General features: G+C 31.7%; 9 protein-coding genes and 1 pseudogene. All 10 read right to left on the bottom strand.

The features are described 5' to 3' along the window. Positions 1-1,255, bottom strand: a pseudogene (locus SY27_RS18810) (hypothetical protein); the annotation flags it as partial. Positions 1,256-1,361: 106 nt separating this feature from the next. Then, on the bottom strand, positions 1,362-2,606 hold the full coding sequence (ilvA, locus tag SY27_RS06310) for a threonine ammonia-lyase IlvA (protein WP_045968368.1): 1,245 nt from the start codon (positions 2,604-2,606) through the stop codon (positions 1,362-1,364). A 10-nt stretch (positions 2,607-2,616) separates the two neighbouring features. Beyond that, a complete protein-coding gene (gene ilvC, locus SY27_RS06305) occupies positions 2,617-4,098 on the bottom strand; it encodes a ketol-acid reductoisomerase (protein ID WP_045968365.1) in 1,482 nt (493 codons plus the stop codon). Between the two features lie 30 nt (positions 4,099-4,128). Next, positions 4,129-4,716, bottom strand: a complete 588-nt coding sequence (ilvN, locus tag SY27_RS06300; RefSeq protein WP_200894139.1) for an acetolactate synthase small subunit — start codon at positions 4,714-4,716, stop codon at positions 4,129-4,131. A 25-nt stretch (positions 4,717-4,741) separates the two neighbouring features. Beyond that, the gene (ilvB, locus tag SY27_RS06295; RefSeq protein WP_045968361.1) at positions 4,742-6,490 is read right to left on the bottom strand and encodes a biosynthetic-type acetolactate synthase large subunit; all 1,749 of its coding nucleotides are present in this window, start codon (positions 6,488-6,490) and stop codon (positions 4,742-4,744) included. Between the two features lie 11 nt (positions 6,491-6,501). Beyond that, positions 6,502-8,181, bottom strand: a complete 1,680-nt coding sequence (gene ilvD, locus SY27_RS06290; RefSeq protein ID WP_045968359.1) for a dihydroxy-acid dehydratase — start codon at positions 8,179-8,181, stop codon at positions 6,502-6,504. A 3-nt stretch (positions 8,182-8,184) separates the two neighbouring features. Continuing rightward, positions 8,185-9,090, bottom strand: coding sequence for a branched-chain amino acid transaminase (locus SY27_RS06285; RefSeq protein ID WP_045968357.1), 906 nt, complete (start codon positions 9,088-9,090; stop codon positions 8,185-8,187). A gap of 565 nt (positions 9,091-9,655) precedes the next feature. Further along, complete coding sequence (locus tag SY27_RS06280) at positions 9,656-10,174, bottom strand: DUF4136 domain-containing protein (protein WP_045968355.1); 519 nt, start codon at positions 10,172-10,174, stop codon at positions 9,656-9,658. A 63-nt stretch (positions 10,175-10,237) separates the two neighbouring features. After that, positions 10,238-12,214 carry a urocanate hydratase gene (locus SY27_RS06275; RefSeq protein WP_045968353.1) on the bottom strand — a complete coding sequence of 659 codons (1,977 nt, stop codon included), beginning with the start codon at positions 12,212-12,214 and terminating at the stop codon, positions 10,238-10,240. 214 nt (positions 12,215-12,428) lie between these two features. Next, complete coding sequence (locus SY27_RS18805) at positions 12,429-12,605, bottom strand: DUF5522 domain-containing protein (protein ID WP_161794128.1); 177 nt, start codon at positions 12,603-12,605, stop codon at positions 12,429-12,431. Between the last annotated feature and the right edge of the window lie 611 nt (positions 12,606-13,216).

The following is a 13,216-nucleotide window of genomic DNA, read 5'->3' as shown; positions in this document are numbered from 1 at the left end:
CAAAAGTATATTCAATAGGATCGATAGTATTACCTACACAAACGGTTTGGTCATTGTTATCAGATAGTAATGTTAATGTTGCATTTGAATTTACAATGATATTTCCATTTAGTGTTGCTGTTCCACAACCACCAACAGTACTTATGGTATAATTAAAATTGGTTGTAGGATTTCCGCTAATGGTAACAGTGTTTCCCGTTGTTGTAGCAGTCACTCCAGCAGGTAATCCTGTAACATCTACGCTTGTTGCGCCACCACCAAAAGTATATTCAATAGARGCAATATTATCTCCTGAACATATAGTTTGATTGTTGTTTGCTGAGTTTAAGGTTAGTGTACTACCACTAACAGTTAATGTAATATCATCGGAAATAGATGCTCCACATGTATTTGTAGCTGTTAAGGTTACTGTAATTGTGCTTCCTGTAACAGCAGTATTTGGAACAGTATAATTTGTAGGTAGTGTATTTGGACTTGAAAAAACACCAGATGAAGCTGTCCATAATACACTTTCGTGTCCTTGAGCATTTCCTGATAAATTAATGGTTTCTCCTGGACACACAGTAAGCGTTGCATTTCCAGCATCAACAGTAAAAGGAGGAATAGGTGCTGTACAACCATTGTTAACATAGCTAGGAGTTCCTGATGGTGTAAAATTTACAGTAGCTCCATTGTTTTCGGCTGTAGTACCTCCATACGTACCATATATGTTAGTTAAGTTTGCTCGTTGATAAGTTACAGTATCACTGCAACCACCACCAAAATCGATGCTCAAACTTCTTGTTCCTGGATTTGTATTGTAGTTTGCAAAATGACCAGAAGTAGTATTTGTATTATTTTGGAATATCATGTAAATATCAGTTGTTAAAGCTCCAAATGAATTCAAAATAGTATTCAAATTAAAACTAGTAACAATAATTACAGTAGAATTAGGCGGAATTACACCACCATTTGGTTCAAGTATTTGTCCACATCCACCCGCAGCAGCAATGTCTGTGTTTAATTGGGCAACTTTAGAAGCTGTTGTAGCGTTTTGTATAATACCTTTCCATGAGTTAGAAGGCCAGTCAATATCTAAATTATTTGTACTTAGTAGATTATCTCCTGTTTTTATTCGAACCATTTCATTGAATCCTTCATTGCTTCCTGAATCACAGGCATCTACAAGTATGCTTTCAATTTCAAAACATTGGGAGAAGCCTAAATTGGTTATTAATATAAAAACTCCAATTATAATTTTTTTAATTATTGTCATTTGATTTTATCGTTAAAGGAAAACGGACGCAAATTTACAAATTATGTAGGAGTTTTAATATTACTAAATGATTAATATTCTTGTTTCAAATGGCTTCTTTCGCTTTTTAATCTATTAATTGTGCAAATAAATCTTCTTTTTCATTAAGATAATGAAAGTTAAATCCTTTTTCTTTCATTTTAATTTGAATGGGTGAAATATCTGTTTTATTTTTTAGTTCTAAACCTACAATTACAGGTCCTGATTCTCTGCTGTTTTTTTGTTTGAATTGAAAATAAGTGATATCATCATCATCGCCTAAAATATAATTTACAAATTCTTTTAAAGCTCCAGGTCGTTGTGGAAACTGAATCATAAAATAGTGTTTTAGACCTTCGTATAAAAGGGAACGTTCTTTTATTTCAGCAGTACGTTCTATGTCATTATTACTGCCGCTAACAATGCAAACTACATTTTTACCTTTTATTTTGTCTTTGTAAAAATCAAGTGCAGCAATAGTTAATGCTCCAGCAGGTTCCACAACCATAGCTTCTTCATTATATAATTGTAATATAGTGGAGCAAACTTTTCCTTCAGGAACTAAAATAATATCGTCAAGATTTTTTTGACAAATGGTAAAGTTGTTTTGACCTACTTGTTTTACAGCAGCACCATCTACAAATTTATCTATAGATTTTAAGCGTGTGTTTATTCCTTTTTCAATTGAAGTTTTCATAGATGGAGCTCCTGCTGGTTCTACACCTATAATTTTTGTAGTAGGACTTAATTCTTTAAAAACAGTTGAAAGTCCGGAAGCTAATCCACCTCCTCCTATGGGAATAAAAATATAATCAATATGTTCTTTATAATCGTCTAATATTTCAAGACCAACAGTGCCTTGACCTGCAATTACTTTTAAATCATCGAAAGGATGAATGAATGTTTTTTTAAGTGTGAAGGCTTCTTTAATAGCTGTTTCATTAGCATCGTCAAAAGTGTCTCCAAAAAGTTCAATTTCAACATATTCTTTACCGAAAAGTTGTACTTGTTTAATCTTTTGTTTTGGAGTTGTTTTGGGCATAAATATTTTACCTTTTATTTGTAAAAGGTTACAGGAATAGGCAACTCCTTGTGCATGATTACCTGCGCTTGCGCAAACTATTCCTTGTTTTTTTTCTTGTTCGTTTAAGGAGCTTATTTTATTATATGCTCCTCTTATTTTATATGAACGAACTACTTGTAAATCCTCTCGTTTTAAAAGTATATTAGCTTCAAAAGCATCAGATAAATTTCTGTTAGGTTTTAATGGAGTAGGGAATACTACTCCATTAAATTGTGTTTTAGCTATTATTATTTCTTGTAATAATTTCATTTTCTGTAAATTAATTAAGCACAATTTTTTTCATTTCAGTCATGGCTTCACGGAGTTGAGCTCCACAAATTTCAATAGAATGATTTCTAATATTGGCATTAATTTTTACAAGCTCGAAATTGTCTACATTTTGATTTGCTGTATCATTGAAGTTTTTTCCAATAAGATTTGTGTCTATTTTTTTCATAAAGTTGGATAAAAGAGGCTTGCAAGCATGATCAAATAAATAGCAACCATATTCTGCGGTGTCTGATATTACACGATTCATTTCATATAATTTTTTACGAGCAATAGTATTTGCAATTAATGGAACTTCATGTAAAGATTCATAATAAGCCGATTCGTTTTTAATACCAGAAAGTGTCATAGTTTCATAGGCTAGTTCTACACCTGCTTTTACAAATGCAACCATTAATGTTGTTTTGTCAAAATATTCTTGTTCGCTAATTTTTACATCGCTTGCTGTTGTTTTTTCAAAATCAGTTTGTCCGGTTGCTTCTCTCCATGTTAGTAGATTTTTATCGCCTTCAGCCCAATCTTTCATCATGGTTTTCGAAAATTCCCCCGATAAAATATCATCCATGTGCTTGTTGAATAAAGGAGTCATGATTTCTTTTAATTCTTCAGCTAGTTTAAAAGCTTCAATTTTTGCAGGATTTGACAAACGATCCATCATATTTGTAATTCCTCCTATTTTTAACGCTTCTGTAATGGTTTCCCAACCATATTGTACTAGTTTTGAGGCATAACTTGGTTCGATTCCTTTTTCAATCATTTTATTGAAAGATAAAATAGATCCAGTTTGTAATAATCCACAAAGGATGGTTTGTTCTCCCATTAAATCTGATTTTACTTCTGCTACAAATGAAGAAAGTAAAACACCTGCTTTATGTCCTCCTGTAGCTACGCAATATGCTTTTGCAAGTTCTAAACCGTCATCATTTGGATTATTATCAGAGTGTACAGCAATTAATGTAGGTACTCCAAATCCTCGTAAATATTCTGCACGTACTTCTGATGCGGGAGATTTTGGTGCAATCATGATTACAGTGATGTCTTCACGAATTTGTATTCCTTCTTCTACAATGTTGAAGCCATGAGAATAAGATAGACAAGCTCCTTTTTTCATTAATGGAACTACTTTATTGATTACTTGTGTATGTTGTTTATCGGGTGCTAAATTTGAAACCAAATCAGCAGTAGGAATCATATCTTCAAATGTACCTACTTCAAAACCATTTTCAGTAGCATTAATAAAGGATGCTCTTTTGTTGTCAATAGCTTCTTGTCTTAGTGCATAAGCAACTTGAAGTCCGCTATCTCGCATGTTTTGGCCTTGTGCTAATCCTTGTGCACCACATCCAATAATTACTATTTTTTTATTTTGAAGCTTTGAAATTCCATTAGAAAATTCTGTACTGTTCATAAAATCGCATTTTCCTAATTCTTGAACTTTTAAACGATGTGGAAGCGAGTTGAAATAATTTGTCATTTTTATTTTTTATTTTAGATGTGCTATCTTTTATAATTCGAAAGTTATTTTTTCACGATGTGTAAAATCAATTCTACTAAGTAGTTTTGAAGGGTCATTTTTTTCAATGTCTAAAACTTTTTTATGAATACCTTCACTTGCTTTGATAATGGCAATTCTTGAACTTCTTACAAATTCAATTAGTTGATATTCTTTTAGTTTTTTAAGTAATTTTTCAATTTCTTCTTGCTGACCGGTTGTTTCAAATACAGTATAATCTTCTCTAATTACAATTGCTCGAGCTCCATATTCTCTTAAAAGACGTTCTACTTTTACTTCTTTCATAGTTATAGAAGTAGGTACTTTGTATAGAGCCATTTGTTGCCAAATAATCTCTTCATTTGTGTTATAATATACTTTAAGAACATCAATTAATTTTTCTAATTGTCGAGCTAGGTTTTTTATTTTTTCTTCTGTTTCTAGAATGACTAATGTGAAGCGATAAATGTTTTTTATTTCACTAGGTGAAGTGTTTAAGCTTTCAATATTTATTTTTCTTCTAGCAAATAATATGGAAATCTTAGTGATAAGACCTATATGGTTTTCAGTATATATGGTTAATGTATATTCTTTTTTCATGATTAAATAGTTTATTTTCCTGTTACTATATTTCTTCTTTGGTCATTACTATTTCTGCTACTCCTTTTCCTTGAGGAACCATTGGAAAAACATTATCTTCATGTATTACTGCAATTTCAAGTAGATATGATTCAGGATGGTTTAACATTTCTTTTAAGCTAGTTTTTAATGATTCTCGTTCTGAAATCTGTTTTCCTTTAATGCCATAAGCATTGGCAACAGCAACAAAATTTGGACTTTGAATATCTGTAAAAGAGTATCGTTTTTCATGAAATAATTCTTGCCATTGTCTTACCATTCCTAAGAAATTATTGTTTAGAATTACAATTTTAACATTGGCTTTAAATTGCATAATTGTTCCTAGTTCTTGAATGTTCATTTGCGCACCGCCATCGCCCATAATTGCTACAATTTCTCTTTCTGGAGCACCATATTTTGCTCCAATTGCTGCCGGAAGTGCAAATCCCATAGTTCCTAAACCTCCACTTGTAATATTGCTTCGTGATTGCGTTTGTTTTGCATATCGACAAGTAATCATTTGATGTTGTCCTACATCTGTTACAATTACAGCTTTACCATTAGTTAACTCGTTTAAAACATTTAAAACTTCTCCCATGGTTAATTTGCCTGCTTCTGGAGCCAATTCTTTATTCATTAGTTGGTTTATCTCTTTTTCTTTCTTTTCTTCAAATTCTTTAAACCATTCATAATGAGTATTAACATTAATTAATTGAGTTAAAAGCGGTAATGTTTTTTTACAATTTCCCCATATAGCAACCGTAGTTTGTACATTTTTATCAATTTCGGCAGGATCTATATCCAAATGAATAATTTTAGCTTGCTTAGCATATAAGTCTAATCGGCCTGTAACTCGATCATCGAATCGCATTCCAATAGCAATAAGAACATCACATTCGTTAGTTAAATAATTAGGCGCATAATTTCCATGCATTCCTACCATACCAACTCCTAATGGATGATTTGTAGGGATAGCACTCATTCCCATGATTGTCCAAGCACTAGGTAATCCTGCTTTTTCAATGAAAGCAAGTAATTCTTTTTCGGCATTTCCTAAAATTACACCTTGACCAAAAACAACCATTGGTTTTTTAGCTTGGTTTATTATTTTAGCTGCTTGTTCAATGTATTCATTTCTTATAATTGGTTCAGGACGATAGCTTCTTATATGACTACATGATTTATATCCTGTATAATTGAAAAGTTGTAACTGAGCATTTTTGGTTATATCGATTAAAACAGGTCCGGGTCTTCCAGATTTAGCAATGTAAAAAGCTTTAGCTAAAACTTCAGGAATTTCATTTGCATCTGTAACTTGATAGTTCCATTTTGTTATAGGTGTAGTGATATTGATAATATCTGTTTCTTGAAAGGCATCAGTTCCTAATAAGTGAGCAAATACTTGTCCGGTTATACAAACTAAAGGAGTAGAGTCAATTTGTGCATCAGCAAGACCTGTTACAAGGTTTGTTGCACCAGGACCACTCGTTGCAAAAACAACTCCTGTTTTTCCGCTTGCTCTGGCAAATCCTTGTGCAGCATGAATAGCACCTTGTTCATGACGTACTAAAACGTGATTTAAATTTTCTTTAAAATCATAGAGTGCATCATAAATGGGCATAATAGCACCACCTGGATATCCAAAAATTGTTGAGACGTTTTCAGACAATAATGCATCAATTACAGCTAAACTACCACTAATATTATGTGTTTTTATTGTTGTATTTTCTTTTAACTCTTTGTCTAATGTTTCCATGATTTTGTTTTTTAAAATTCGTCAGTAATACAGCCTTTTGAAGCATCGGTTACTAATTTTTGATATTTATATAATACGCCTTTTGTTACTTTAGGTTTTGGCTGCTTAAATTGTTCTCTTCTTTTCTTAAGTTCTTCATCTGTAACAGCTAAGTGAATAGTGTTATTAATAGCGTTAATCTCTATATGATCTCCATCTTTGACCAATGCTATTGTGCCTCCGTCATAAGCTTCAGGTGAAATGTGTCCAACGACAAATCCATGAGTACCACCGCTAAATCTACCATCGGTAATTAATGCTACACTTTTTCCTAAACCTGCGCCAATTATTGCAGAAGTTGGTTTTAGCATTTCAGGCATTCCTGGGCCTCCTTTTGGACCAACATATCGAATAACAATGACATCACCTGCTTTAATTATTTTATCTTCAATGCCTTTGATTAGTTCCTTTTCACCATTAAAAACCTTGGCAGGACCAGAAAATTTTTCACCTTCTTTTCCTGTGATTTTAGCAACAGAACCATTTTTTGCGAGATTACCATATAAGATTTGAAGGTGTCCTGTTTTTTTTATTGGATTTTCAATTGGCTTAATGATATTTTGATCCTCAAAATCAATGTCGATAATGTTTTTTAAATTTTCGGCAACTGTTTTTCCAGTAACAGTTAAGCAATCTCCATGTAACATTTTTTTAGCTAGTAAATATTTCAAAACCATTGGTACACCTCCTTTTTCGTGGAGATTTTGCATTAAGTAATTGCCTCCAGGTTTAAAATCTGCAATTAATGGTGTTTTATTACTGATTCGTTGAAAATCATCTTGGGTTATGGTTATTCCAACACTTTTTGCCATTGCGATTATGTGTAAAACAGCATTAGTGCTTCCTCCAAGTGCAATTAGTGTGGTTATTGCATTTTCAAAAGCTTTAAATGTCATTATGTCTTTTGGGCAGATATTCTTTTCTAATAATAGTTTAATGTAGGATGCAACTTGTTTACATTCTTCGATTTTTTCATGAGAAATTGCAGGATTAGAACTAGAATAGGGGAGACTCATGCCAAGAGCTTCAATAGCAATTGCCATAGTGTTTGCAGTGTACATTCCACCACAAGCTCCAGCTCCTGGGCAAGAATTTTTTATAATTCCTTTAAAATCTTCTTCAGAAATTTTTCCTGCTATTTTTTCTCCTAATGCTTCAAATGCTGATACGATATTTAGATCTTTTCCTTGGTATTTTCCTGGTGCAATTGTACCTCCATATACCATTATAGAAGGGCGATTTAATCTTCCCATTGCTATTATGGAACCTGGCATATTCTTATCGCAACCGGGAATTGCAATTACAGCATCGTAGTAATGGCCGTCTACTACGCTTTCTATACTATCGGCTATTATTTCTCTACTTACAAGTGAGTATCGCATACCGTCTGTTCCGTTTGTAATTCCATCACTTATACCAATAGTGTTAAATATTAATCCAACCATTTCAGAGGAGTTAATTTCCGCTTTTATATAAGTTGCTAAATGATTTAAATGCATATTGCAAGTGTTACCATCATAACCCATTGAAGCAATTCCAATGAAAGGTTGTGTTAATTGTTTATCGGTTAAACCAATGCCATATAGCATAGCTTGAGCAGCAGGTTGAGTAGGATCTTGTGTAACTGTTTTACTATGTTTATTTAGCTCCATGTTTTAATTGGTTTGAGTACTTAATTCATTTTTTAGTACTAAATTTTTATATGCAGTTTGTAATTTTTTCCCTAAACTATCTTTCCATTCTAGTGGAAAATTTTGTTTATTAATTGATTTGATTCCTACAACTTCCGCAGCAGTTCCGCAATAGAAAGCAGCATCTGCATTTTTTAGCGTATGGGGTTTGTATAATCCTTGATTTAATTTTATGCCTAAATCTTGACATAATTCAATGATTGTTGCTCTTGTAATTCCAGGTAAAATATTTCCTAATTGAGGAGTGTATAATTCTCCGTCTTTTTCAAAGAATAGATTTGCTCCTGGTCCTTCTGCAATGAATCCATCAGAATCTAATAATAAGGCTTCATCATATCCATTGTTTTTAGCTTCTGAGGTTGCTAAGATTGAGTTAATGTAATGACCACATACTTTTGCTTCTATTTTTATAGATTTTGGATGCGGTCTACAATATGATGAGATGAAAATATTTAATAAATTATCTCCTAAGTAAGCGCCCCATTCCCATGCGCAAATCATAATGTTAACTCCATTTGGTTTTGTTAAACTCATGTTTGGGTCGCAATAGATAATTGGTCTTATATATGCATCACTAAAATGATTTAATGCTAATAATTCGTATGTTTTTTGAGTTAGTTCTTCTATGTCATAAGGAAAAGGAATTTGAATTAACTCACATGATTTTTTTAGTCTTTCATAATGTTCTCTTGCTTTAAATATTTTTGTTCCTGACGATGTTTTATAGGCACGAATTCCTTCAAAAACGCCATATCCATAATGTAAAGTTTGACCATATAAGTCAGTTGATACTTTTGATGCATTTTTAAATTTTCCATTATAATATAAAATGGTGTTTTCGTTGTAATATGGGTTTGTATTTGAATTCATTGTTGTATTTTTATTAATGTAAATTTATATTGATGTGTTTTTTATTAATGACTAGTTTGTACGTTTTATACAATATTTAAAAGAGTAATAACATTGTTAAGTTGTTCTTTTTAAGTGTTTTAACTTTTTTGTATTATGATGTTTAACAGTGTGTTATTAATTATTTGGTTAGTCTTTTTTAGAATGGCTGACTCGTTTTTTATAAATCATTTAGTGTTTTTTTAGGTTATGAGATAAAAAAAAGCCTTACTGTTTTACGAGAAAGGCTTTTTATAATTTACTTATTAGTTATAGGTAATATAATCCTGACTCGTAGGGTGTTACGAATGACGATAATTACGATAATAATAATAACTGTTGCTATATGGTTCATTTTTTTAAATAAAAAAAGCCTCCTAAAAAATAGGAGGCTTTGGTGTATATTTATTGCATACTATCTCCTATCCAAATTTTGGAATAATAATAGAGATAATAATGACAATTGTGTTTTTCATAAAATGCTTAACAGGGAACAAATCTAATAATTTTTTTTATATATAGATATGTTTTTTAATAAAATTGAAAATTATTTTGAAACAGGTGGATATTGAGCTAGTATTTTAGATACAAATTGATGAATTCTTTCATCTTTTTTTCGAGTATCTTTTGTTAAATAGCCAGAACCTTCTCCTTGCCAAACCATTTCTTTAGATTTTGCATCAACAATATCAATAAACAGTGTTCCTTCTGGAGTTCTTGAAACTGAAGAATAATTCATACCCCAATATGGATTCCATCCCCATCCAAAACCAACATTGTTGTAAACATCAACACGTTCTCTTTCTTTTGTAAATATACTTAATAGCATATCTGGATTTTCACTTTTAGAAAAACCTTTTGCGTTCATTTCCTCATCTATTGATCGAAGAATTCTTTTCTTATCCAAATCTGATATTTCAGCTTTGTCAATGCTACTTTTTAAATAAGCATAAGTTTTGTAGGTATTAAAATTTGCTTTTTTATCATAATCTGCATTTACTCTAACCGAACTACAAGATGCTAATACAAAGAGTAGCAAAACAGGAATTAAATTAATTGTTTTCATAGTGTATTTTTTATGGTTTAAAGTTTAAAAATTATTTAATAAGCCAATTTTTAACTTATTAAACTAAAATAATGTTTCATCAACTATATTAGGGATGGTAACTTTTAATAAAGGTTGCGTTTCCATAGCTCTTTTAATTGCAAAAATAGCGCCTTCATTTCTTGCCCAACTTCTTCTTGATATTCCGTTGTTTACATCCCAAAAAAGCATCGATTCTAAACGTTTTGATGCTTCTTTACTACCATCAAGAACCATGCCGAAACCACCATTGATAACTTCTCCCCAACCAACACCTCCACCATTGTGAATGGAAACCCATGTAGCTCCTCTGAAACTGTCTCCAATAACATTGTGAATTGCCATATCAGCAGTAAAACGAGAACCATCGTATATGTTTGATGTTTCTCTATATGGTGAATCAGTTCCAGATACATCATGATGATCACGACCTAAGATAACGTGTCCAATTTCTCCTTTTTCAATAGCTTTGTTGAATGCTTCAGCTATTTTAATTCTTCCTTCTGCATCAGCATATAAAATTCTAGCTTGCGATCCTACAACTAATTTATTTTCTTGTGCTCCTTTAATCCATTGAATATTATCTGCCATTTGTTGTTGGATTTCTTCTGGAGAGTTTTTCATCATTTCTTCCAATACATCACAGGCTATTTTATCTGTTTTAGCTAAGTCTTCTGGTTTTCCTGATGCACAAACCCAACGGAATGGTCCAAAACCATAATCAAAACACATTGGTCCCATAATATCTTGTACATAACTTGGATATTTAAAGTCAATACCGTTTTCTGCCATAATATCTGCTCCTGCACGAGATGCTTCAAGTAAAAAAGCATTTCCATAGTCAAAGAAATAAGTTCCGTTTGCAGTGTGTTTGTTTATTGCTTCTGCATGGCGTCTTAATGTTTTTTGTACTTCTTCTTTGAATTTTTCAGGATTGTTAGCCATCATTTCATTTGATTGCTCAAATGTAAATCCTATTGGATAATAACCGCCAGCCCAAGGATTGTGTAATGAAGTTTGATCAGATCCTAAATCTATATGTAAGGATTCTTGGTCAAATCTTTCCCATACATCAACAATGTTTCCTAAATAAGCAATTGAAACAGCTTCTTTGTTTTCTAATGCTTTTTTAACTCTAGCGACTAGGAGTGTTATATCTTCTACGATTTCATTAATCCAACCTTGTTCATGTCTGATTTTTGTGATTTTTGGATTTACTTCTGCACAAACGGTAACACAACCTGCAATATTTCCTGCTTTTGGTTGAGCTCCAGACATTCCTCCTAATCCAGAAGTAACGAATAGACTTCCTTTAGGTGATTTTTTAATTTTTCTAAATCCGTTTAATACAGTTATGGTTGTTCCATGTACAATTCCTTGTGGACCAATATACATGTAACTTCCAGCAGTCATTTGTCCGTATTGAGATACACCAAGTGCGTTCATTTTTTCCCAATCATCTGGTTTGGAATAATTAGGAATTACCATTCCATTAGTTACGACAACTCTTGGAGCTTCTTTATGTGATGGAAATAAACCCATTGGATGACCTGAGTACATGGTTAATGTTTGCTCATCTGTCATTTCTGAAAGGTATTTCATGGTTAACCTATATTGTGCCCAATTTTGAAATACAGCTCCGTTTCCTCCATAAGTAATTAATTCATGCGGATGTTGTGCAACTGCATAATCTAGATTATTTTGAATCATTAGCATAATTGCTTTTGCTTGCTCACTATTTCCTGGATATTCTGAAATAGGTCTTGCTTTCATTTCATAATCAGGGCGTAGACGATACATGTAAATGCGACCATATGTATCTAATTCTTCTTTAAATTCAGAAATTAGAGTTTTATGATGTTCGGGTTCAAAGTAACGTAACGCATTTTTTAAAGCTAATTTTTTTTCTTCTTCTGAAAGAATTTCTTTTCGCTTTGGAGCATGATTAATTGCTGGGTCAAACGGTTTCGGATTTGGTAGAGTAGAAGGTATTCCTTCTTGTATTTGTTCTTTAAAGGTCATCTTTTGTTTTTTATTTGGTATTCTTATGTTTGTATTTTGATTTTCGTGAGAGCTGGAAGGATATCTTAAATGTGTAAAATAAAAGATGAAGCATACGGCTCAATCGAAGTGAAATGTAGGACATGTCCTTGAAAAACTAAGGATACCGAATATCTGACCTATGATACGATTTGTATATTTTTATTTTATATTGGAATAGTCGAATGTCCATTTTTTATTTTTTTATTGTTCCCGTTTTTTTGTCATAGCCATAAGGACAGTGACGACAACCGCTTTTGCAACAATAACCTCTTTTTAGATGATAAGTAGAGGTGAAGCATTTGTAACCTTCTGGCGTATAATAAAAATCTTCGCCTTCTTTTAGATTGTTAGGATCTAATTTATTGTCCATAAAGATAAATCTATATCTAATTCTTTTTTAGATTCTTCAAAAATAAATATTTTTATTCAAGTTTACTTCTTTACTTTGGTAAAATAATAAGTTAAAGACGTTTTTAAATTATAGATTAATGATATTATTTGTTTCGAAATATTTAATCCCTAAGAATTTTAGAGGGATGACTATTTTTCCTTTTGTTATATTATCTCATAAAAAAGATAAGACAAATGAAGTGTTAATACATCATGAAAGAATACATATTAGGCAGCAAGTGGAAATGTTAGTAGTTCTTTTTTTTATATGGTATGGTGTTGAATTTTTTCTGCGTTTTTTGCAATATAAAAATTGGAATTTGGCTTATAGGAATATTTCGTTTGAAAGAGAAGCATATTCAAATGAAAATGACCTTAACTATCTAAAGAAAAGGTCATTTTGGATGTTTTTAAAATATATTTAGAAAATCACTTTTTGTGAATGATATTTCTATTTACTAGTTCTATTTGAAGAATTAATGTTTTGTCGACTCGTCCTAAAATAACTAATACAATTACTCTTCCATACTGTTTCTATACACTATCCTCCCTTTATCCTAACCTTTAAGTAACCTTTAATATGGAGTAGTA

Origin of the sequence: Flavobacterium sp. 316, from assembly GCF_000967805.1 — a bacterium.
Taxonomy (GTDB): Bacteria; Bacteroidota; Bacteroidia; order Flavobacteriales; family Flavobacteriaceae; genus Flavobacterium; species Flavobacterium sediminilitoris.
This window is presented reverse-complemented; position numbering and strand designations above follow the sequence as displayed.